This window comes from Alcaligenes sp. SMD-FA (assembly GCF_025960365.1).
In the GTDB taxonomy this organism is placed as follows: domain Bacteria; phylum Pseudomonadota; class Gammaproteobacteria; order Burkholderiales; family Burkholderiaceae_B; genus Alcaligenes; species Alcaligenes aquatilis.
Window position 1 is genome coordinate 55602 of sequence record NZ_CP110108.1, and the last position, 23283, is coordinate 78884.

Below are 23283 nucleotides of genomic sequence, written 5' to 3' on the forward strand. Positions count from 1 at the left end.
CGCAATCAATAACGATAAGGAGTGGACAATGAAGCAGCTTAAAAATACGACGCTGGCCCTGTTGGTGGCAGGTGTGGGGGCCTTGGCCCCGATGATGGCTCAGGCTGCCTGGCCGACGACGGATCAGGTTCGTATTGTGGTCCCTTACCCACCCGGCACTGAGCCTGACATTCTGGCCCGCGATCTGGGTGTGCATTTGAACAAGGCCACCGGCAAGGTGTTTGTGATTGAAAACCGCCCGGGTGCCAATGCCATTATCGGTACTGATAATGTTGCCAAAGCCAAGGGGGACGGTTCTGCTTTGCTGATGGTGGACAGTCTGGCGGTCTCCACCAATCCCCTGCTCTACAGTAACCTGCCCTACAAATGGGAAAAGGACTTAAAGCCGGTCACCACCGTAGCCGGAGTGAATCTGTACCTGCTGGTGCGTAATGACTTCCCGGCCAAGGATTACAAGGAGTTCATCGCTCAGGCCAAGAAAGCCAATGGTGATACCAATGTGGGTACAGGTGGTCGCGGACACGTTACGCACCTGGGTATGGGCTTGCTGGCCCGTGAAGAAGGCGTGAACTTCACCTACATTCCCTATAAGGGTATGGCCCCGGCCACAAATGCCATTTTGGGCGGTGAGACCGATGCCATGCTGGTTGGCGGTATTCTGGCTTCGCAACACGTAGATGGTGGCAAGGTGCGCGTGCTGGCGGTAGGGGCAGACAAGCGTACGGAGTTGCTGCCCAACGTGCCGACGGTGCAGGAAGCAGGTGGTCATGCCAACAGCATCCCCACGACTACCTTTGCGCTGTTCGCTCCTGGTACCACACCGGATGACACCGTAAAGGAGATTCAGGAACAGGTCGATGCGGCTCTGAAAACGCCCGAGATGCTGGCCGCTTTCAAGAGCCGTGGACTGGCCCAGTTCTACACCACCCCGGCCCAGACTCTGGAGCGCGTGCAAAATGACTCTAAGGTCTATGCCGAGTTGATTCCTACACTGGGTATTCAGCCTGAATAGGCGGGTTGTTTGATCGCACCCTGTGCCGGCCTGTTGGTCGGACAGGGTGTGATGAGACTGAATGGCTTGAGCGGACAAAAAAACACCACCCACGCACTGTTTCAGTGGTGCGCGGGTGGTGTTTCATGACGTTGGCGACCGTTAAAGACCGGACTCGAACCGTCAGAGCAGCCCCTTGCAGGGTTTGAACCAATAGTGTGACGGGTGTCGCTGCGTTTTACTGATCGTTGTAGTCGTGCTGCTCGGAGATCAGGCGCCGCAAGGTGGTCTTGAGGGCACCGACATCCAGTGGCTGCAGGCGCTGCACCACTTCCTGCTCGTGCAGGCGGGCCTTGGCAATCAGACCGGAGATCAGGGTTTGGCCTTCTTCGGTAATACGGACCAGCGTGATACGTCGGTCCACATCGTGGGCCACGCGGCGCAGCAAACCCTGTTTTTCCAGTCTGTCCAGCAAGCGGGTGACGGTCGGTTGTTTGGTCGTTGCAATACGAGCCAGGTGGCCGATACTGACTTCGCCCGCGCCCGACAGGGTGGACAGGACACGCCACTCGGAAATGGACAAACCGTTGCTTAGCACCACTTCGTGGAACTCGGCAGAGATCAGTTGGCTGGCCTGGGCCAATAAGGCGGGCAGGTAGTTTTCGACAAAGACGGTGTCGTGTTCGGTGGGGCTCATGTGCTTATTGTCATTACGGGCTAGTGGGTGCCACATGGTGGCAACAGGGCTCACTATAACCAAGCTGTCCGTTTGCGTGTCGCAAATAGTTTGCTGACTTTACTAGGGAAAACCATGAGGATGGATATGTTGAGATATAAACATATTCATATGAAAATAAATACCATGTTCACAATGAGCGGTAAGTAAGGAAAGAAAAATGGCTGAGCGATCGTTTGTCGAAGAAGTCAAAAAGCTGCGCCTGGGTGATGGAGACGTATTCAGTGGCGAAGGCATCCTGGCGGTGACCAAGGCCCTGCTGGAATCAGGCGTGTCCTACGTGGCCGGTTACCAGGGTGCACCTATCTCGCACTTGATGGACGTCTTGGCCGATGCCCAGGACATTTTGCAAGAGAACGGAATCCGTTTTGAAAACAGCGCCAGCGAGGCGACGGCGGCGGCAACACTGGCCGCGTCGGTCAACTACCCGCTGCGTGGCGCCATTACTTTCAAAGCAACGGTAGGCACCAACGTGGCCTCGGACGCGCTGGCCAACCTGGCCTCGGGTGGGGTCAAGGGCGGTGCGCTGATCATTGTGGGCGAAGACTACGGTGAAGGCTCGTCCATCATGCAGGAGCGTAGCCACGCTTTTGCCATGAAATCCCAGATGTGGATGCTCGATCCCCGCCCCAACCTGCCCTGTATTGTGCAAGCGGTTAAAGACGGCTTTGATCTGTCCGAAGCGTCCAATACCCCGGTGATGTTGCAGCTGCGGATTCGCGCCTGCCACGTGCATGGCCAGTTTGTGGCCTCGGACAACCGCCGCGCCAAGTTCACTATTAAAGAAGCCATGGAGCAACCCACACGCGATATCAATCGCATTGTGTTGCCGCCTGCCAGCTTCATGCACGAAAAAGAAAAGATCGAACAGCGCTGGCCTAATGCCGTCAAGTTCATCGAAGAGCGTCAGCTGAACGAGTTCTTTGCAGATGGCACCGATGATGTGGGCTTGATCGTTCAGGGCGGTGGCTACAACACCGTGATCCGTGCGCTTGAGCATCTGGATCTGGCCGATGTGTTTGGCGAATCCAAAGTGCCCATGTACGTCATGAACGTGGCCTACCCCTTGATTGAATCTGAAGTCGTTCGCTTTTGTGAAGGCAAGCGTGCGGTGCTGGTGCTGGAAGAAGGTCAGCCCAACTTTGTGGAACAGAACATCTCCGACATCGTGCGTCGTCACAATGTGGATGTGACGCTGCACGGCAAGGATCTGCTGCCATTGGCCGGTGAGTACAACACTGCCACCATGTTGAAGGGCCTGCGTGCCTTCATGGAAAAATACGGCCGCGTCGAGCCTCTGGCCCCTCGCAAGCCACGCGTGATTCCGATGAAAGTCGAGACCGTGGAGCGTCCTAAAGCTGAACAAGCCAGTCTGGTGGAAGTCGAAGCGGCTGAGATCAAACCCTTGGGCAGCCTGGACGAGAACGTCCACGCCCGACCCCCCGGGTTTTGTACCGGCTGTCCCGAGCGTCCTATCTTTACTGCCTTGAAGCTGGTGGAGCGCGAATTGGGCGAACACCACGTGTCGGCCGACATTGGTTGCCACCTGTTCTCCATTTTGCCGCCCTTCAACCTGGGTAACACCACCATGGGTTACGGCCTGGGTGGCGCCGGTTCGGCCGCCTTGAACGTGGATTCGGACAAGCGCGCGATCTCGGTCATGGGTGACGGTGGTTTCTGGCATAACGGTTTGACCAGTGGTATTGCTAACGCCGTGTTCAACCGCAGTGACAACCTGACCATTGTGATCGACAACAGCTACACCGCAGCCACGGGTGGTCAGGATATTCTGTCCTCCAAGGCCAAGAACGAAACCCGCAGTACCGGTCACCTGATCGAGAAAGCGGCGCGGGGTGTGGGTGTGGAATGGCTGCGCATGATTCGTCGCACCTACGACCTGAAGACCATGACGGCCACCTTGCGTGAAGCCCTGACGACCAAGGAAAAAGGTCCCAAGGTGCTGGTGGCGCAAAGCGAATGTATGTTGAACCGTCAGCGGCGTGAGAAAGGCCAGGTGCGTAAAGCCGTGGCTGCTGGCGAACGTGTGGTGCGCGAGCGCTTTGGTGTGGACCCGGATACATGTACCGGCGATCACTCCTGCATTCGTTTGTCCGGTTGCCCTTCGCTGTCGATTCGCCCCAATCCGGACGCCCTGCGTCAGGACCCCGTAGCGAATGTGATGAACAGTTGTGTGGGTTGCGGTCTGTGTGGTGAGGTTTCCCACGCCGCGATTCTGTGCCCGTCTTTCTACCGTGCACAAGTGGTCAGCAACCCGACAGGCTGGGACAAGTTCCGCGAAAAAACCCGCCGTGGCTTTATCGGTTGGTTGCAGCGTCGTGACGCTGCTCGTCGTGATCGTCTGGCCTTCTAAGTACACCCGTAGAGATTCTTATCATGCAGATCAAACCAATCAAGATTGCTATTTTGGCCATGGGGGGCGAAGGTGGCGGCGTGTTGGCCGACTGGATCGTCAATCTGGGCGAACAAAACGGCTACTTTGCACAGACCACCTCGGTGCCTGGCGTGGCTCAGCGTACCGGCGCCACGATTTACTACGTGGAACTGTTCCCGCATTCGGCGGCTGTGGATGGCAAAAAGCCGGTGCTGGCCCTGATGCCTATGCCCGGTGATGTGGATGTGGTGCTGGCCTCCGAGCTGATGGAAGCCGGTCGCGCTGTACAACGTGGGCTGGTCACCGAGGACCGCACCACGCTGATTGCCTCTACGCACCGTGTCTATTCCATTGCCGAAAAATCGGCCATGGGCGATGGCCGTGTGGACGACAATGCTCTGATTGCGCACGCAAGCCAGGCGGCCAAGCGTTTTGTGTACTTCAATATGGAAAAAGCGGCCGAGGACTCGGGCAGCGTGATTTCCGCCGTGCTGTTTGGCGCCTTGGCCAGCACCGGCGTGCTGCCCTTTAGCCGCTCGCAGTTCGAGCAGACCATCGAACGCGGTGGCGTGGGCGTCAAGCCCAGCCTGAAGGCGTTTGGTGCCGCTTACGCCCGTGTCGCTGAAGGCGATGCAGGCAAATCCGATTCGGAAACCAAGCTGGTTGATATGGCTACGTTGGCCCCTCGCGATCCTGCCGTGGCCAAGCTGATTGACCGTGTCCGTGCCGAAGTGCCCGAGCAGGCCCAGCCTATCGTGGTGGAAGGGGTGCGTCGGGTTCTGGACTTCCAGGACGTGGCCTACGCCAATCTGTACCTGGACCGCCTGAAAAAGATCAGCCAGTTTGCCCGTCCTGACGATGTGGCCCTGATCCGTGAAACAGGCCGTTATCTGGCGTTGTGGATGTCCTATGAGGACGCCATTCGCGTGGCCGAACTGAAAACCCGCTCCAGCCGTTTTGATCGTGTACATAAAGAAGTGCGTGCAACTGACGGCCAGATCGTGGCGATCAATGAATACATGCATCCCCGTGTGGAAGAAATCAGCGAAATCCTGCCTTTTGCCAGTGTGGGCCGTTGGTTGATGCGTCCTACCTGGGGCAACAAGCTGGTGAAGTCGCAGACCAAATCCGGTCGTGTTATTCAAACCAGTTCGGTGCGCGGTTTCATTCCTTTGTACGTACTGTCGGGCTTTAAGCGTTGGCGTCGTCGTACGCTGCGTTACCAGGCCGAGCAGCAGCGTATTGAAGGCTGGCTAAAGCAGATCGAACAGGCTGCCGATGCCCACCCGGCTTTGGCGCTGGAAATTGCTCAGTGCCAGCGTCTGGTCAAAGGTTATGGCGATACGCATGCCCGTGGTTTGCGTAATTACCAGACCGTGATGTCGGCGCTGGAGCGTAACCCCAGCACCCTGTCACCTGCCATCTTGGGTGCCTTGCGTGATGCGGCATTGGCCGACGAGCACGGCACCAAGCTGGAGGCGGCACTGCGCCAGTACGCTCTGGTGTAAAGGGTCACACCGGGCCGCTTTCGGGCGGCCTCGGTGAAAACCCTTGAGGACACGGATTTAACCCCCCAAATACTTTATTTCTAAAATATTCATAGTAGAATATAAATTCGGATTGGCACTGCGACCAAGGCCCTGAAAGCCATAGATCCTGTGTCTACTTGGCCACTTGTTCAAGCAAGAATATCCCGCCTGTTGGTCAAACTGAATTAGCCAAAGCTTGGGGGAAAAACAATATGAATCAAAGCGAAGCAGCACTCGAATTTTTGGTAGAGCCGGCCGATGCCGGTTTTGAAGGGCGCGTCGGTCCCAAGGACCCGGCCAGCCTGAAACTGTGGTTGCGCATGCTGACCTGCACCAAGCAGATCGAGGACGAAATCCGTCGCCGCCTGCGCCAGAATTTTGATATTTCGCTGGCCCGTTTTGACTATATGGCCCAGTTGTACCGCTACCCGCAGGGCCTGAAGATGGGTGAGTTGTCGCGCTATCTGATGGTGACCGGCGGCAATATTACCGGACTGACTGACGAGCTGGCCCGCGAGGGCATGGTGTCTCGTCAGAGTAGCCCGACAGATCGACGTGCCTGGGTGTTGCGACTGACCCCCAAGGGCAAAAGCAGTTTCGAGGCGATGGCCCAGGCCCACAGCGACTGGATTGCAGAAATGTTTGAAGGACTGGGTACCGAGGAAGTCGTACACATCCATCAGCATCTGGGCCTGTTGCGGGTCCATCTGCAAAGCGCTGCTGGCTAGCATAAGGTGCATCCTGCCAGGCCTGTGAACCGGGCAGGATGCGGATAGCGTCACGAACAGGCGCACAAAACACTTGCTAAAAAGGTGTCTACAACATGGTTTCCAAGCTGTACGAACAAGAACATCGCATCCGTTTTTCGGAATGCGATCCAGCGGGTATCGTTTTTTATCCGCAGTACTTTGTGATGTTTAACGACCTGATGGAAGCATGGATCGACTCCATGACCCCCGAGGGTTTTCACAACATGATCGCCAGCAAACGGGTAGGCATGCCCTCGGTGCATATTGAGGCCGAGTTCAAGTCCATCAGCCGTATGGGTGATGATGTGGTGATGAGCCTGGGTGTGGAACGCATTGGCAATAGCTCCTTGACGCTGCTGTTGCGTTGCATCGGTAAAGATGGTGTGCTGCGTATGCAAGTGCGCCAGACCGTGGTGACCACCTCGCTGGAGACGCACCTGGGTATTTCTATCCCTGATTTTCTGCGCAACCCCATGCAAGCGTATGTGATTGCCCAGCCAGAAAGCAGCAAGGCTTGATCTAGTTTGAAGTAGTAGCAGGCAGTGTGCAGGTCAGCTATTTTTTTTGATTTAAATAGTTGACTTGTATAATATTTATTAATAAATATACTATGCTCGAAAGCATGTATTCAGACCATACGGACATATCATGAATATCGTATGTATTGGCGGAGGCCCAGCCGGCTTGTATTTCGGTTTGCTGATGAAGTTGCAAAACCCTCAGAACGAGGTTTTTGTTGTCGAGCGCAACCGACCGTACGACACCTTTGGCTGGGGTGTGGTGTTCTCGGACGCCACCATGGAAAACCTGCGTGAAGCTGACCCCGTGTCCGCGCAGACCATCGGTGACGCGTTCAACCACTGGGACGACATTGAGTGCCATTTCAAAGGTAGCGCCGTGCGCTCCAGCGGTCATGGCTTTATCGGGATTGGTCGCAAGAAACTGCTGAACATCCTGCAAGCTCGCTGTGAAGAAGTGGGCGTCAAGCTGGTGTTCGAGACCGTGGTCACGGACGAAGCTGAATTGGCCCGCAAGTACAACGCCGATATCCTGATCGCTTCTGACGGCATCAACAGTGCTGTGCGTACCCGTTACGAAGACGTGTTTCAGCCTGATATCGACACCCGTAACTGCCGCTTTGTGTGGTTGGGTACGGAAAAAGTGTTCGATGCCTTTAACTTCATCTTTGTTGAAACCGAGCACGGCTGGTTCCAGGCTCACGCCTACCGCTTCCAGGACGGCCTGTCCACGTTCATCGTGGAAACGCCTGAAGAGACCTGGCAGAAAGCCGGTATTGGCGAAATGTCGCAGGAAGATGCCATTGCCTACTGCGAAAAGCTGTTTGCCGACCACCTCGATGGCAACAAGCTGATCAGCAATGCCACCCACCTGCGCGGTTCGGCCATCTGGATCCGTTTCCCACGCGTTATCTGCAACAAGTGGGTGCACTGGCAAGATTACGGCACTGGCAAGAAGGTTCCTGTGGTGCTGATGGGCGACGCCGCTCACACCGCTCACTTTTCTATTGGTTCCGGCACCAAGCTGGCCCTGGAAGATGCCATCACCCTGGCCCAGCACATGGACCACGAGTCCATGGAAGAGGCCCTGAAAGATTACGAAGCCGCTCGTAGCGTGGACGTATTGCGTATTCAGAACGCTGCCCGTAACTCGACCGAATGGTTCGAGAACGTGGCCCGTTACGCCAATATGAAGCCCGAGCAGTTCACCTACTCCATGCTGACCCGCTCGCAGCGCATCTCGCACGAGAACATGCGCATGCGTGACGCCGCCTGGCTGGAAAAATACGAGCGCTGGATGGCGACCGAAGCCGGCATGACGCTGGCCGACGGTGAAAAGGCCCCTTCGCCCATGTTCACGCCCTTCAAACTGCGCGATATGCAGTTGAAGAACCGTGTCGTGCTCTCGCCCACCTTGATGTACAGCGCCAAGGACGGTATGCCCGGTGCTACGCACCAAGTGCATTACGGCAGCCGCGCCATGGGTGGTGCTGGCCTGATCATGGCTGAAATGACCGCCGTGACGCCTGAAGGCCGTGTCACTCCCGGTTGTACCGGTCTGTGGAACGACGAGCAGGCCAATGCCTGGAAACCTGTAGTGGCTTTTGCCCACGAACAGGGTGCCAAGATTGGTGTGCAACTGGGCCATGCGGGCCGTCGCGGTTCGACGCAACTGGGCTGGGAAAAAGCCAATCAGCCGCTGGCTGAAGGCAACTGGCCCTTGGTGTCGGCTTCCGCCCTGCCGTATCAGGCGGGCGTAACTGCCGTGCCTGCCGAGATTACCCGTGCCCAGATGGACGAAATTCGTGACGCCTTTGTGGCTGCGGCCAAGCGCGCCGATCAGGCCGGTTTTGACTGCATCGAATTGCAAGCGGCCCACGGCTACCTCTTGTCCAGCTTCATCTCGCCGCTGACGAATCAGCGTAGTGACGAGTTTGGTGGTAGTCTGGAAAATCGCATGGCTTACCCGCTGGAAGTGTTTGCGGCTATCCGCGCCGTCTGGCCAGAGAACAAGCCCATCATGGTGCGTATCTCGGCAACCGACTGGGCCGAAGGCGGTAACACGGCGGACGACGGTGTGGAAATTGCACGCCTGTTCAAGCAAGCCGGTGCCGATCTGATCGACGTGTCCTCGGGTGAAGTGGTGCTGGAGCAGCAGCCAATTTACGGCCGCATGTACCAGACACCATTCTCCGACCGTATCCGTAACGAAGCCGGTATCGCCACCATGGCGGTGGGTTCGATCATGGAAGCGGATCACGCCAACAGCATTATTGCTGCAGGCCGTGCTGACCTGTGTGCCCTGTCGCGTGGCTTTTTGGCCGACGCAAACTGGCCTCAGCGTCAGGCTGCGGAGCTGGGTTACACCGACCTGGCCTGGCCCGTTCAGTACGAATGGGGCAAGGACTGGTTGCAGCGTCAAATCAAACGTGCGCCAGTGGCCCAGGACGGCCCTGCCAAGTCATAAAACACAGAAGGAGACAGCATCATGTCGGAAGAACGTTTTGACACCCACCGCGAAAGCGTGCTCGGTCGTGCAGATGTTGAGGACACGCCCGAATTGGTGAAGTACTACCAGGATTTGACTCAGTTTGAGGCCGGCGCCCTGTGGACCGTGGCCAACAAGATTGAGCCCTGGGAGCCCAAGTCTGACTCCGTGCCAGTGGTCTGGCGCTACCGCGACCTGCGCGACTACGTGTTGCGTTCGGTCGATCTGGTCAGTCCTGAAAAGGCCGGTCGTCGCGTGATTTACCTGAACAACCCCGGTCGCCAGGAAGTCTCGGCGGCGGTGGGTTGGCTGTACTCCGGTTTGCAGGTCATGAAACCGGGCGAAGCGGCTTCCGCTCATGCTCACTCCTCCTCGGCCCTGCGTTTCATTATGGAAGGCCGTGGTGCCTACACCATCGTGGACGGCCACAAGATGACGCTGGGTGCCAATGACTTCGTGCTCACGCCTAACGGCTGCTGGCACGAGCATGGCGTTGAAGCGGACGGCCTGCCTTGCATCTGGCAAGACGGTCTGGACATCCCCTTGGTCAACGCACTGGAAGCCGGTTTCTACGCGGTTCACCCTGACCTGTCCCAAGCCATTACGCACCCCGTCAATGACGCGGTGGGTATCTGGGGTGGCCGTGGCCTGAAGCCAACCTTGCACGACTGGCAAAAACCGTATTCGCCCCTGCTCAAGTACGAGTGGGAGCCTACTTACGAAGCTTTGTCGGCCTACGCCAAGGTCACGGACGGCAGCCCATTTGATGGCGTCATCATGGACTACATCAACCCGCTGACTGGCGGCCCTGTCATGTCTACCATTGGCGCCAGCATGCAAATGCTGCGTCCTGGCGAGCACACCAAGGCCCACCGTCACACGGGCAGCATCATGTATCAATGCGCCAAAGGTGAAGGGTATTCCATCATCAATGGCAAACGCTTTGACTGGCGCGAACGCGACATTTTCTGCGTACCTTCCTGGATGTTCCACGAGCACGTGAACGGTTCCTCGTCCGATGACGCTTGCCTGTTCTCGTTCCACGATCTGCCCGTGATGCGCGCCCTGAATCTGTACCGCGAAGAAGCGCTGGCAGAGAACGGCGGCCACCAGGTCCTGCTGTAAGACTACTTGTTTAACTTATTTGGACGGCCTGCCAAGGCGGGCCGACCCGATTTATTCAAGCCATCTGCACAAGATGGCCCAATCTGGAGATAGAAATGCGTCTTGTAACGTACCGTAGTGAAGTTGCTGCCGCTGGCCGCTTGGGTGCCATTGTGGGCGATCTGGTGGTTGACCTGGGTTACCTGGGCGACGCCACAGGCCACATGCTGCCTGACAATATGCTCGATTTCATCGACCTGGGCCCAGCCGCTGTGACTTCCACGGCTCGCTTGCTGGAAACCTACGCCGACGATATGCCTTTTGGTGTGGCGCTGCCCCTGGCCAACGTCAAGCTGTTGGCTCCTATCCCACGCCCACGCAAGAACATCTTTGGTATCGGTCTGAACTACGTGGAACACGTGGCCGAATCCAGCCGTACGCTGGACACTTCCAAAGAGCTGCCCAAACAGCCCGTGATTTTCTCCAAGCCACCCACCACCGTGGTTGGCCCTGGCGACGCTATCGAGCACAACAAGAACATCACTCAGCAAATGGACTGGGAAGTGGAACTGGCCGTGATCATGGGCACCCGTGCTCAGCGCGTGGCTAAAGAGGACGCCCTGAAGTACGTGTTCGGTTACTCCGTCATGATCGACGTGAGCGCCCGCGACTGCCGTCGTGCCGGTCAGTGGATTTACTCCAAAGGCCAGGACACCTACGCTCCTTTCGGTCCCGTGATCGTGACGGCCGACGAGCTGACCGATCCTCACAACCTGAACCTGAGCCTGACGCTCAACGGTGTGACCAAGCAAAGCTCCAACACCAAGCACATGCTGTTCAACGTGAACGACCTGATCGCGGACATCAGCGCCGGTATCACGCTGGAACCCGGTGACATTATCGCTACCGGTACCCCAGAAGGCGTGGGCGCTGGCCGTGATCCTCAAGAGTGGATGTGGCCTGGTGATGTGGTGCACGCAGTGGTCGAAGGCATTGGCGAATTGCGTCACCCCATCGTGGACGTGACCCCCCAAAACTAAGTAAAGGAGAGCATGATGCTGGAATTGCGTCAGTTCAAGGCCGCCGCCGTTCAGGCAGCGCCTGTGTTCCTGGACACGAATGCGACCATCGAGAAAGTATGTCGTCTGATCAATGAAGCAGCCGACAACGGTGCCGAGCTGATCGCCTTTCCCGAGGTGTTCGTCTCCGGTTACCCCTACTGGAGCTGGGTGATGAACCCGATCGAGGGCAGCCCGTGGTTCGAGCGCCTGTGCAAATCGGCCATCGAAGTGCCCGGTCCCGAGATCCAGAAGGTTGCGCAGGTTTGCCGCCAGCGCAAGGTCAATGTGGTGTTGGGTGTGAACGAGCGCAGTCCCGTTGGCATCGGCACCATTTACAACACGCTGGTCACCATCGGTGCCGATGGCCGCATTCTGGGTCGTCACCGCAAACTGGTTCCAACCTGGGCTGAAAAGCTGACCTGGGCCAACGGTGACGCCTCCTCGATGCGTGTGCATGACACTACCATCGGCCCGCTGGGTGCCTTGGCTTGCGGTGAAAACACCAACACGCTGGCTCGTTTCAGCCTGTTGTCGCAAGGTGAACTGGTCCACGTTGCCAGCTACATTGCCTTGCCCGTGGCACCAAAAGACTACGACATGGCCGAAGCGATTCGCCTGCGGGCTGCGGCTCATTGCTTTGAAGGCAAGGTGTTTACGGTGGTGGCTTGCTCGACGGTTTCCGAGGAAATCATCGAAGCCATGTCGGCCAGCCATCCAGAAGCACGTGAGCTGCTGGCTCGTCCCAACAGCGCGTTCTCGGGCATTATTGGTCCCGATGGCCGCGTGCAGGGCGAAGCACTGATCGACAAGGAAGGCATTGCCTACGCCGACATCGATCTGTCGCGCTGCATCCAGCCGCGTCAAATGCACGATATCACTGGTCACTACAATCGTTTTGACGTGTTTGACCTGCGTGTGAATCGCAAGGCGCTGACCCCTGCCCGCTTTTACGAAGGCGATGCAGCGTCCCAGCCAGACCTGAATCCTGCCGAGTTCTCCGTTCTGGACGACAAGGAAGTGTAAGCAGGTTCAAGACGGTCCCTTTCCAGTATTGGATCGGGACCGTTTTTTGACGGGTCGCTTTGCTCAAGCGACCGGCTCAAAAAAAACCGCCGTGGCCTGGCCGCAGCGGTTCAAGATGCACACTGCCTTTTGTAAAAAAGGGCAGCGCCGGGCCTGAAGGAGCGGGCTGTTTTAACGGCTGGTCCCTATCCTGCGCCTTGCAGGGCAGGCACTTATAACGATGACATAAGATCTAAGTAGGAGATGACATGAGCGACAAGAACCCATTGGCAGCCTTTATCCAGGCGATCGACAGCAAGCAGGTCCGTTTCGTGGATCTGACCCAGACTCTGTCTCCCAGCTTCCCCGCCTTGCAACTGCCCCCTCAGTTTGGCCAGACGGTGGGCTTCTCGATTGAGCGCATCAGCCAATACGACGAAAACGGCCCAGGCTGGTACTGGAACAACTTCACCTGTGGCGAACACACAGGTACCCACTTTGACGCGCCAGCACACTGGATCTCCGGTAAGGATCATCCCGACAACACCGTCGATACCATTCCGGTGGACAATTTCCTGCGCCCTGCCGTGGTGGTGGATGCTTCTGCTGAAGTGGCCCAGAACGAAGACTTCATCCTGACCTCGGAGTTTTTGCAGAACTGGGAAGCCAAGCATGGCCGTATCCCTGAAGGCGCCTGGGTACTGTTTCGCACCGACTGGTCCAAGCGCGTGAACGACGCCGAGGCGTTCCTGAACATGCGTGAAGACGGCGCTCACACGCCTGGCCCAGCACAGGAAGCGGTGGAGTGGATGATTCACGAGCGCAAGGTTCACGGTTTTGGCGTTGAAACCATCAACACCGATGCAGGTCAATCTTACGCTTGGCCTATTGCCTACCCTTGCCACACCCTGATGCACGGTGCCAACCGCTACGGTCTGCAGTGTCTGTGCAATCTGGATCAACTGCCCCCTCAAGGTGCGCTGATCATGTCGGCCCCTTTGAAGATTGAAGCTGGCTCTGGCAGCCCCTTGCGCGTCGTTGCGCTGGTTGCCCAATAAGTAGAAAAAGGGGGGACAACGGCAGAATTGTGTACAGTACGGTTCTGCTGTTTTCTCACCTAGTGGTTTTCCATTATATTCGGCAGTATATATTTATCCGTAAACTATTCATCAATAAAATAAATTCACAAAAGAATGAATAGCGATCCAGCCGTACAGCCAGTGTGGATGTCAGGCAGCCGGTTTTAGCGGAGACAGTAGACGAGCCTTACGCAGCCTTGATCGGCTACGAGATACCGTCCCATTGCCGCCTGCGGCGCTACATGATGCCATGGCTTGGCCTTTTCGGCTGGGTAATTGATGTAGTCATGCTCAATGGTAGGCACATGATGGATACTTTTGAACTCGTCATCCGGGACATCCAGAACGCATCCCCGCTGATTCGCAGTTTTACGCTCGAGCCTGCCCAGGCCGGTTCCCTGCCCGCGTTTGCGCCGGGCTCGCACCTGCAGGTACAGATCCCTGATCTGAACGATCACCGCTGTTATTCCTTGATTTCGCTGGACGCCGACACGGCACAGGGTCCGACCTGTTACCGATTGGGTGTGCGCCTGGAGGACAACAGCTCGGGTGGTTCGCGCTTCATGCACAGCCTCAAAGTCGGCGATACGCTGCGCGTGGCTGGCCCCAAGAACGATTTTCCCTTGCATGCTGCCGCTGCCGGCGAAACCGAAACCGTGCTGATTGCCGGTGGTATCGGTATCACCCCCATTGCCAGCATGGCCGCTGCCTTGCATCATCAAGGTCGCCCGTACCAACTGCACTATGCCGGTCGCAGCGTGGAACAACTGGCCTTTCTGGACGAGTTGACGGCCCTGTCCGGCCCGGCTCTGCGCCACTACGCGGATGACAGCGAAGGCCGTTTCTGCCTGAATACTTTGCTCGACGGTCTGTCCAAAGACCAGCACATTTACGTCTGCGGCCCCAAAGGCATGATTGATGCCGTGATCGAAGCCTGCAAGCAACGCGGCTGGCCTAGCGACCATGTTCACTTCGAGCTGTTCATTACCGCCGCTCCCCAGGAAGGCGACCAGCCTTTTGAAGTGGAATTGCGCCAGACTGGCGTGACCCTGCACATTCCCGCCGACAAGACCATTGTGGACGTGATGGAAGAGCAGGGCCTGGACCCCATGATCGACTGCAAGCGCGGCGAGTGCGGCGTCTGTACCTGTGATGTGATCGAAGGCGAGGTTGACCACCGCGACTACTTCCTGAGCGACTCGGAAAAAGCCAGCAACAAGGTCATCCAGATCTGTATTTCCCGCGCCAAGACCCCGCGTCTGGTGCTGGATCTATAAGCCCAAGGGCGACGGAGAACATGATGGAAAAGTATCGTGATAATCCCCAGGCCATCCGCGAGTTGGTACGCGAGGCCGAGGTCCACAAGGATTTGTACATCAACCAGGAGCTGTTTGAACTGGAGATGGAGCAGTTGTTCGTCAATACCTGGGTCTACGTTGGCCATGCCAGCCAGGTGCCCAATAAAGGCGACTTCTACACCACGACGGTCGGTACGGAGTCCGTCATCATGGTGCGCCATACCGATGACAGCATCCGCGTGCTCTACAACCGCTGCCCGCACAAAGGCGTGCAAGTGGCGGGCGAGACCTGTGGCAACACGGGCAAATTCTTCCGTTGCCCCTACCACGCCTGGACCTTCAAGACCGACGGCTCGTTGCTGTCCATCCCTTTGAAGAAAGGCTACGAAAACACCGGCTTTGAATGCACCGAAGGCAGCAAGGGCATGGCGGCGGTACAGAACGTCAAGGTGTACCGCGATTTCGTGTTCTGTCGCCTGGCCGATGAAGGCGTGAGCTTTGAGGACTTTTTTGGTGAGTCCCTGAGCACCATCGACAATATGGTGGATCGCTCCCCCGAAGGTCGTCTGGAAGTGGCTGGTGGCGTAATGCGCTACATGCACCAGTGCAACTGGAAAATGCTGGTCGATAACCAGACCGATACCTGTCACCCCATGGTGGCGCACGAGTCCTCGGCTGGTACGGCTGTCAAAGCCTGGGAAGCGGCCCCTCCAGGTACGCCCAAGCCCATGGCGGTTGAGCTGTTCGCCCCGTTCATGTCGCCTTACGAGTTCTACGAAGGCATGGGTATTCGTGTGTGGGAAAACGGTCACGGCCATACCGGCGTGAGCAACTCCATCCACGCGGATTACTCCGAGATCCCCGGCTATTGGGACCAGATGGTCGAAGCCTACGGTGAAGAACGCGCCAAAGCCATTTTGGGCGACACGCGTCACAACACCTGTTACTTCCCCAACATCATGGTCAAGGGCCCGATCCAGACCTTGCGTTTGTTCAAGCCGCTGGCCGCTGACAAGACCTTGGTGGAGTCCTGGACCTTCCGTCTGGTGGGTGCGCCTGACACCTTCCTGGAACGCACCCTGATGTACAACCGCCTGATCAACGCACCGACCTCCATGGTCGGCCACGATGACCTGGAAATGTACGAGCGTGCCCAGCAAGGCTTGCAGTCGCGTGGCCGCGACTGGATGAATCTGGCCCGTCTGGTGGAAAAAGACGAAGACCAGCAAAAGAATGTGGTGATCAACGGCACCAGCGAAATGCAGATGCGCGCCCAGTTCCGTGCCTGGCTGAAGTTCATGCTGCCCGAGCAGCAGGCCAAACAAGAAGAGGAATAACCATGAGCGAAATCAGCCGTCAGGCCCTTATCGATTTTGTGTATGCGGAAGCCCGCCTGCTGGATGAACAGCGTTACGAGCAATGGCTCGACCTGTTTACCGAGGATGGCTACTACTGGATGCCTCTGGCTCACGATCAGCAGGATGCTCGTTTGCATGCGTCCCTGATGCACGAGGACAAACTCTTGCTGCGTATCCGTGTGGAACGTCTGGCAGGCCGCCGTACCTTTTCCCAGCAGCCCAAGAGCCGCAGCCATCACTTGCTCCAGCAACCCACCGTGGAAAGCATGGACGAGGAAAAAGGCGAATACACCGTGCGTTGCGCTTTCCATTACACGGAAACGCGCGGCGACAACCAAGATATTTACGTAGGCTGGAATACCTACACCCTGGTGCGCCAGGACGACGCCTTGAAGATCCGTCTGAAACGAGTGGATCTGCTTAACTGCGACGCGCCTTTCGGCAATATCCAGTTGTTTATGTGACAGGACAGGAGAATTTTTGATGGCCAACACCACGGTCTACCAGGCTTTTCGAGACACCGCCCAGAAATGGGGCGACAAGCCCTTTGTATGTACCCTGCCTGAGACCGCTGAGATCTACGGTATTGAAGCGGGCGAGCTGACTTATGGTCAGGCGCTGGAGCGTATCGACGCCTTGCGCGGTGCTTACGCGGTTGCTGGCTACGGCCACGGTCACCGCGTCGGCATCCTGCTGGAGAACCGCCCCGTGTTCTTCCTGCACTGGTTTGCACTGAACAGCCTGGGCGTGTCCATTGTGCCGATCAATCCAGACCTGCGCGCTGCCGAGCTGGAATACCTGATCGGCCATTCGGAAATGATCATGGCCATTGCCCTGCCCAGCCGCCACCAGGATCTGCTGGAAGCGGCTCAGCGAGCCGGTCAGCCCTTTGCCATCATGGCCGATGGCGACATGCCTCCGATGGTAGAGCGCGCCGCTTGCCGCTCCTGTGATATTCCTGATGAAAACAGCGAATGTGCCCTGTTGTATACCTCCGGCACCACAGGCCGCCCCAAAGGCTGCATGCTGGCTAACCAGTACTTCCACTACGCCGGTGAGTGGTACCGCGACATTGGTGGTCTGGCCTCGCTGGAGCACGGCAAAGAGCGCATGCTGACTCCGCTGCCCCTGTTCCATATGAATGCGATGGCCTGCTCGACCATGGCCATGATCAAGACCGGCGGTTGCCTGATCTCCCTGGACCGTTTCCACCCACGCAGTTGGTGGGATTCGGTACGCGAATCCGGTGCAACCGTGGTGCATTACCTGGGCGTGATGCCCGCCATTCTGATGAAGGCCGAGGCCAGCGAAAAAGATCGTCAGCATAGTGTGCGCTTTGGTTTTGGCGCCGGTGTGGATCGCGGTCTGCACCCCCTGTTTGAAGAACGCTTTGGTTTCCCGCTGCTGGAAGCCTGGGCCATGACCGAAACTGGCGCCGGTGCCAGCATCATCGCCAATCACGAGCCCCGCTTTATCGGCACCTCCTGCTTTGGCAAGGAAATGCCCGTGGTAGAAGTGCTGCTGCGCAAGGACGATGGCGAGCCTGCTCAAGCCGGTGAAAACGGCGAGTTGCTGGTGCGCTCGGCGGGTGATAACCCACGCTACGGCTTTTTCTCCGGCTACTGGAAAGATCCAGCGGCGACTGATGAAGCCTGGGAAGGCGGCTGGTTCCACACGGGCGACATTGTTTGCCGTGACGAACAAGGCTACCTGCATTTTGTGGACCGTAAAAAGAATGTGATCCGTCGCAGTGGCGAGAATATCGCTGCCGTGGAAGTGGAAAACATCATGCAGCAGCACCCGCTGGTGCGCTCCATTGCCGTGGCTGCCGTGCCCGACGCCATCCGTGGCGACGAAGTGATGGCGCTGGTGGTGCCGCACAATCCCATCGAAACCCAGGAACAGCGCGAACAGGCTGCCCAGGAAATGGTGCAGTGGGGCCTGACTCAACTGGCCTACTTCAAGGTGCCCGGCTACGTGCTGTTTGTGGATGCCCTGCCGCTGACCTCGACCAACAAGATTCAGCGCGGTGAGCTGAAAACGGTGGCTCTGGCCGCTTTGGAAAACCCGGCCTGCGTGAACACCAATCACCTGAAAAAACGTCAGGAGGCCTGAACCCATGGCCTTGCCGCAAGCAGCCCGCCAGGGCTATGACGATGTGGTGCTGGTCGCCCCGGTGACCATCCCCTATGAGCGCCATTCCGAGCAAACCGCCCATTGGTGGCTGGGTGCGGCATTGGGCCAGTTGCTGGCCCAATCCGGCCTGAAAAAAGCCGATGTCGATGGCGTGTGTGTGTCCAGCTTTACGCTGGGCAGTGACACGGCTGTCGGCGTGATGCAGCATTTTCAGATGAGCCCGCGCTGGCTGGATCACATCCCTATGGGTGGCGCCAGCGGCGTGGTGGCGATGCGCCGTGCGGCGCGTGCCGTGCAGTGTGGTGATGCGTCCATCGTGGCGTGTATTGCGGGCGATACCAATCACCGTGAGTCCTTCAAGAACACGGTGTCGGGCTTCTCGCGTTTCTCGCAGGATGCTGTCTACCCTTACGGTGCCGGCGGCCCCAATGCCAGCTTTGCGCTGCTGACGGACTACTATATGCGTCATTACGGTGCCACGCGTGAGGACTTCGGCAAGCTGTGTGTCGCTCAGCGCGACAATGCGCTACGCAATCCGCATGCCCTGATGAAAAAACCGCTGACGCTGGAACAGTACATGGAGGCGCGCGTCATTGCCGACCCCATCCACTTGTTTGACTGCGTGATGCCGTGCGCCGGAGCCGAAGGCTATCTGGTCATGCGTCGTGAACAGGCCGAAGCACTGGGCCTGCCTTATGTCCGTATCCGCTCCACTATCGAGCGTCACAATGCCTTCCCTGAAGACGCGGTACAGCATCGTGGTGGTTGGGCCATGGACAAGGATGCGTTCTACGAACACGCGGGCCTTACCCCGGCAGACGTGGATTTCATGGAAACCTACGATGACTACCCCGTCATCAACGTCTTGCAGTTTGAAGACCTGGGATTCTGCGCCAAGGGCGAAGGCCCGGCGTTCATTCGCAAGAACACCTTTACCGTGGATGGCACTTTTCCTTTCAACACCAGCGGCGGCCAATTGTCGGTAGGCCAGGCCGGCGCAGCCGGTGGTTATCTGGGCCTGGTCCAGGCGCTGCGCCAACTGACGGATACCGCAGGCGATACGCAAGTGGCCAATGCCCGCATCGGTTTGGTGTCCGGCTTTGGCATGATTAATTACGACCGGGGCATTTGTACTGCCGCGGCCTTGCTGGAACGGGGGCAGTGATGAGCGATACCCAAATCTTGCCACCGGGCGCACGCAGCGCCACGGCAGCCGGTCTGACCGAGGCCGCCCAGCGCGGCGAGTTTGCCCTGCAAGTGTGCCCGTCCTGCGGCACGGTGCAGTATCCCGCCCGCGATGTGTGCGGCCATTGCCTGCACACCACGCTGAACTGGCAGGCCGTTGCCAACACTGGTGTTCTGCAGGCCACGACCACTTTGCATCACAGCAACGAACCCTATTTTCAGGCACGACTGCCCTGGCGTATCGGCACCGTTCAACTGGATTGCGGCCCTTTTGCCATCGCCCACTTGCCCGAAGGCGGGCAGGCCGATGAGAAAGTGCGCCTGAGTCTGGAGCTAGATGCCGGTGGCGTAGCCGTGCTGGTGGCGCGCCCTGCGCCTTGAATTTGCCTGGAGACAATCAAGATGACACAAGCTCACTACACCGCCATTGTGACGGGCGGCAGCACCGGTATTGGTGAAGACATTTGCCGCAAGATGCTCGATCAGGGTTACACCGTGATCAGCATGGCGCGCAATGTGCTGCCCTGGACGCACGAGCGTCTGCACTGCGTGCAGGTGGATTTGCTGGATGCGGCGGCAACCGAGAAAGCTGCCAAGGATATTGCTGAACGCTTTGAAGTGACCCACTTCATCCACAACGCAGGCGTGATCTGGCCCGCCTTGCTGGACGAGGTCAAGCTGGAAGACTTGCAGGGCCTGACCCAGATCCATCTGGGCGCGGCCTTGCAGATTACTCAGGCGGTGGTGCCTGGCATGCGCGAGCGCCACTTTGGTCGCATCGTGCTGATGTCCTCGCGGGGCGCGCTGGGTCTGCAAACCCGTACTGCCTATGCCGCGACCAAGGCTGGCATGTTGGGCATGGCCCGCACCTGGGCGCTGGAACTGGCTGACCAAGGCATTACCGTCAACGTGATTGCCCCTGGCCCCATCACCACCAATATGTTCTACGACGTGGTTGAAGCCGGTAGCGAACGCGAAGCCAAGCTGGCGGCCGCAATTCCTGTGAAGCGCCTGGGCCGTGCCGATGACATCAGTCGCGCCACCATGTTCTTCTCCGATCCTGAAAACAGCTTCATTACGGGCCAGACCCTGTATGTTTGCGGCGGTGCCAGCGTGGGTACGCTGACGATCTGATTGTCGACTAGCGCGACCACTATGGCCGCCACATTGATTGACAAGGATGCGGGTTTTTCCAGATCACCCTCCTGATGCACAAAGTGGCGGCTGCGTTCAGGAAACCGCAGCACATCGATAAAGCCCCTCCAAACCATGGACGCATGTCCAAGGCTTGGGGGCTTTTCTATTTTGGACGCGTTTTCTGTCATCTGAAACACACGGGTCTCAGGGAGTAGCTACCTGTTTCTAGGCCAGCAGATTACTGGGTTCCTGGGCGCTTTTCTCCGCCCTTATAGAGCCAATGTTTGTGTGGAATATATTGTGCCCAGCTAATGCCCACGCCTGCTTCAATAGAGTTCTGTAGCTCTTGAACAGGGCAAGCGCACGTGTTTGTAATCACATTTCTTACTATGTGAGACCAAAATCCCAAATCCATGATTTTGGATGGAATTAAGGGTTTCTTTCTATTTACCTGCATTGGTTCATCTATAAACTATTTAGAACAAAAATATAACAATGCTCGCCGGTTTTTCGGGGGGCATGATGACCCAAAAAACAGGCCTACGCAGGCCAGAAAGAGTGGAGCTGTAATGAACGACGATCTGCCAGGAATGGAGCTGGTGCGTTCACGTGGAGTAGTACGGGTTGTAGAGACAATTCTGGATACTGCCTGTGTGGTCATCTTGATCCTGATGACTGGTGTCACGACCGTGGACGTGATTGGCCGGTATGTATTTCATGCCCCCTTGCTGGGAGCCTATGAGGCCAGCGAGATCTTGCTGGGCGTGCTGATTTTTGCGGCCTTGCCCCGCGTGACCTGGCATCAGCAACACCTGACTGTCAGTCTGTTGGATGCCTGGCTGGGGCCATGGGCACGACGGGTGCAGCAATGCCTGATCAATATCCTCTCCACCCTCATGTTGGCCGTGCTGACTGTGTATCTGTGGCACCGGGCCAATGAGCTGGCTGAATATGGTGATATGAGCAATGCCCTGCAAGTGCCTATTGCGCCGTTTGCCTATGCCATCTCGATCATGACCGGCATCGCAGCGTTGGCTGCCTTGCTGCAGATTTTTCGCTCCCCTCGCCGATAAAGACGGAGTTGTTTCATGTTGATTTCTATTATCGGACTGCTTGTCCTGTTGGCTAGCTTGTTCATGGGTTTGCCCATTGCGTGGGGGATGCTGCTGGTTGGAACGGTGGGTTTTGCCCAGTTCACGGGCATGGAAGCGGCTCTGATCATGGCTGCGCAAACCAGTTTTGACACTGCCATGAGCTACAGCTTTACGGTGCTGCCGCTGTTTATTCTGATGGGTAATCTGGTCAATGCGTCGGGCCTGTCCAAAGACCTGTACAAAGCAGCCCACGCATTTATTGGTCACTTGCGTGGTGGCTTGGCGATGGCCACGATTGTTGCCTGTGGTGCCTTCAGTGCGCTCTGTGGTTCCAGTATGGCGACCACGGCTGCCATGGGCCGCGTGGCCATGCCCAATATGCGCAAATATAACTACGATGATCGTCTGGCCACGGGCAGTATTGCCGCCGGCGGCACACTGGGTATTTTGATTCCGCCCAGCGTCATGATGGTGGTCTATGGGATCTTGACCGAAACCGACATCGGCAAGCTGTTTGCCGCCGGTTTTTTGCCCGGCCTGATCGCCATGTTGATGTACCTGGTGACGGTCACCATCATTACTGCCATCAACCCTAATCTGGGCCGTCCGGGCGAGAAAGCCAGTTGGCGTGAACGCTTTGAGGCGACCAAAGGGGTGATGGCCATTACGGTGCTGTTTATCGTCATCATGGGTGGTATTTACGGGGGGGTGTTCACCCCGACTGAAGCGGCTGGTATTGGCGCGGCTGCCACTTTTTTGCTGACCTTGAAGCGTCGTGGCTGGCAGCCGCGCATGTATTTGACGGTGCTGATCGAGGCCGCCCAGACCACCGCCATCATGTTCGCTTTGGTGATCGGGGCTTTGGTTTTTACCAACTTTCTGTCAGTGGCCGGTTTGCCCAGTGAATTGCTCAGTTTCATCGAGGGCTTGGATGTCTCCCCGATTGCGGTGATTTTGATCATTTGCCTGATTTATCTGGTGTTGGGCTGTTTTCTGGAAACGATGTCCATGGTCATGCTGACCGTGCCCATCTTTTATCCGATTGTGGCCTCGCTGGGTTTTGATCTGGTGTGGTTCGGGGTGATTGTGGTGGTGGCCGCTGAAATCAGCCTGATTACCCCGCCGCTGGGATTGAATATTTTCATGATCAAGAACGTGATGTCTGATGTCTCCCTGGGCACGATTATTCGGGGTGTGACACCTTTTGTTCTGACCGATATTGCCCGCTTGTTGTTGCTGGTGTTTGTTCCCTGGATTGTTCTGGTTATTCCGAACAGTATGTAAAAGCGGCCCGGATGCCGTTGTGATCCGGGCAGCAGTAAAAGCCGCCGGGCGTGCAGGTCCAGGACCTGTTTCATGTTCCGTCGGGCGGTCAGAAAGCCGGGCTGCAGTGGCCCGGCAGCAAAATAATTTACGAGGAGTCGAG

Annotated in this window: 20 protein-coding genes; 19 read left to right on the forward strand and 1 reads right to left on the reverse strand. The window is 57.4% G+C overall.

Annotation, left to right across the window (positions count from 1 at the left end; genetic code table 11):
- Nucleotides 1-28: 28 nt before the first annotated feature.
- Complete coding sequence (locus OKX01_RS00240; protein WP_094195161.1) at nucleotides 29-1012, forward strand: Bug family tripartite tricarboxylate transporter substrate binding protein; 984 nt, start codon at nucleotides 29-31, stop codon at nucleotides 1010-1012.
- Between the two features lie 217 nt (nucleotides 1013-1229).
- Here OKX01_RS00240 and OKX01_RS00245 read toward each other — a convergent pair whose 3' ends face one another.
- The gene (locus tag OKX01_RS00245; protein ID WP_009463827.1) at nucleotides 1230-1688 is read right to left on the reverse strand and encodes a MarR family winged helix-turn-helix transcriptional regulator; all 459 of its coding nucleotides are present in this window, start codon (nucleotides 1686-1688) and stop codon (nucleotides 1230-1232) included.
- Between the two features lie 199 nt (nucleotides 1689-1887).
- On the opposite strand from OKX01_RS00245, the gene OKX01_RS00250 reads away from it, so the two are divergent.
- The 18 genes from OKX01_RS00250 to OKX01_RS00335 all read left to right on the forward strand — a co-directional run bounded on the left by OKX01_RS00250 (nucleotide 1888) and on the right by OKX01_RS00335 (nucleotide 23141).
- Entirely contained in the window at nucleotides 1888-4098 is a 2211-nt protein-coding gene (locus tag OKX01_RS00250) for an indolepyruvate ferredoxin oxidoreductase subunit alpha (protein WP_094195162.1), read from the forward strand.
- A 23-nt stretch (nucleotides 4099-4121) separates the two neighbouring features.
- A complete protein-coding gene (locus tag OKX01_RS00255; protein ID WP_264672265.1) occupies nucleotides 4122-5627 on the forward strand; it encodes an indolepyruvate oxidoreductase subunit beta family protein in 1506 nt (501 codons plus the stop codon).
- Between the two features lie 233 nt (nucleotides 5628-5860).
- Nucleotides 5861-6376, forward strand: a complete 516-nt coding sequence (locus tag OKX01_RS00260) for a MarR family winged helix-turn-helix transcriptional regulator (RefSeq protein WP_009463824.1) — start codon at nucleotides 5861-5863, stop codon at nucleotides 6374-6376.
- Between the two features lie 95 nt (nucleotides 6377-6471).
- Nucleotides 6472-6915 (forward strand): acyl-CoA thioesterase, encoded by a 444-nt coding sequence (locus OKX01_RS00265; protein ID WP_230019526.1) that lies wholly within the window; start codon nucleotides 6472-6474, stop codon nucleotides 6913-6915.
- Between the two features lie 130 nt (nucleotides 6916-7045).
- A complete protein-coding gene (locus tag OKX01_RS00270; RefSeq protein ID WP_094195165.1) occupies nucleotides 7046-9382 on the forward strand; it encodes a bifunctional salicylyl-CoA 5-hydroxylase/oxidoreductase in 2337 nt (778 codons plus the stop codon).
- Between the two features lie 21 nt (nucleotides 9383-9403).
- On the forward strand, nucleotides 9404-10528 hold the full coding sequence (locus OKX01_RS00275; RefSeq protein ID WP_094195166.1) for a cupin domain-containing protein: 1125 nt from the start codon (nucleotides 9404-9406) through the stop codon (nucleotides 10526-10528).
- A 95-nt stretch (nucleotides 10529-10623) separates the two neighbouring features.
- Nucleotides 10624-11547, forward strand: coding sequence for a fumarylacetoacetate hydrolase family protein (locus OKX01_RS00280; protein ID WP_009463820.1), 924 nt, complete (start codon nucleotides 10624-10626; stop codon nucleotides 11545-11547).
- Nucleotides 11548-11562: 15 nt separating this feature from the next.
- Nucleotides 11563-12591 carry a carbon-nitrogen hydrolase family protein gene (locus OKX01_RS00285; RefSeq protein WP_108727025.1) on the forward strand — a complete coding sequence of 343 codons (1029 nt, stop codon included), beginning with the start codon at nucleotides 11563-11565 and terminating at the stop codon, nucleotides 12589-12591.
- Between the two features lie 248 nt (nucleotides 12592-12839).
- Nucleotides 12840-13628: a cyclase family protein gene (locus OKX01_RS00290; protein ID WP_108727026.1), complete on the forward strand. Its 789-nt coding sequence runs from the start codon at nucleotides 12840-12842 to the stop codon at nucleotides 13626-13628.
- A gap of 329 nt (nucleotides 13629-13957) precedes the next feature.
- Nucleotides 13958-14926: a PDR/VanB family oxidoreductase gene (locus OKX01_RS00295; RefSeq protein WP_094195169.1), complete on the forward strand. Its 969-nt coding sequence runs from the start codon at nucleotides 13958-13960 to the stop codon at nucleotides 14924-14926.
- Between the two features lie 23 nt (nucleotides 14927-14949).
- The gene (locus OKX01_RS00300; protein ID WP_108727028.1) at nucleotides 14950-16284 is read left to right on the forward strand and encodes an aromatic ring-hydroxylating dioxygenase subunit alpha; all 1335 of its coding nucleotides are present in this window, start codon (nucleotides 14950-14952) and stop codon (nucleotides 16282-16284) included.
- Nucleotides 16285-16286: 2 nt separating this feature from the next.
- Nucleotides 16287-16769 carry an aromatic-ring-hydroxylating dioxygenase subunit beta gene (locus OKX01_RS00305; RefSeq protein WP_094195171.1) on the forward strand — a complete coding sequence of 161 codons (483 nt, stop codon included), beginning with the start codon at nucleotides 16287-16289 and terminating at the stop codon, nucleotides 16767-16769.
- Nucleotides 16770-16788: 19 nt separating this feature from the next.
- Complete coding sequence (locus OKX01_RS00310; protein WP_108727029.1) at nucleotides 16789-18420, forward strand: AMP-binding protein; 1632 nt, start codon at nucleotides 16789-16791, stop codon at nucleotides 18418-18420.
- Between the two features lie 4 nt (nucleotides 18421-18424).
- Nucleotides 18425-19606, forward strand: a complete 1182-nt coding sequence (locus tag OKX01_RS00315; RefSeq protein WP_094195173.1) for a thiolase family protein — start codon at nucleotides 18425-18427, stop codon at nucleotides 19604-19606.
- On the forward strand, nucleotides 19606-20007 hold the full coding sequence (locus tag OKX01_RS00320) for a Zn-ribbon domain-containing OB-fold protein (protein WP_094195174.1): 402 nt from the start codon (nucleotides 19606-19608) through the stop codon (nucleotides 20005-20007). Before OKX01_RS00315 ends, OKX01_RS00320 begins: the two co-directional genes overlap by 1 nt.
- A 21-nt stretch (nucleotides 20008-20028) precedes the next feature.
- Complete coding sequence (locus OKX01_RS00325) at nucleotides 20029-20760, forward strand: SDR family NAD(P)-dependent oxidoreductase (protein WP_125277289.1); 732 nt, start codon at nucleotides 20029-20031, stop codon at nucleotides 20758-20760.
- A 572-nt stretch (nucleotides 20761-21332) separates the two neighbouring features.
- On the forward strand, nucleotides 21333-21836 hold the full coding sequence (locus OKX01_RS00330) for a TRAP transporter small permease (RefSeq protein ID WP_094195178.1): 504 nt from the start codon (nucleotides 21333-21335) through the stop codon (nucleotides 21834-21836).
- A 15-nt stretch (nucleotides 21837-21851) separates the two neighbouring features.
- On the forward strand, nucleotides 21852-23141 hold the full coding sequence (locus OKX01_RS00335) for a TRAP transporter large permease (protein WP_094195179.1): 1290 nt from the start codon (nucleotides 21852-21854) through the stop codon (nucleotides 23139-23141).
- The last annotated feature ends 142 nt before the right edge of the window (nucleotides 23142-23283 follow it).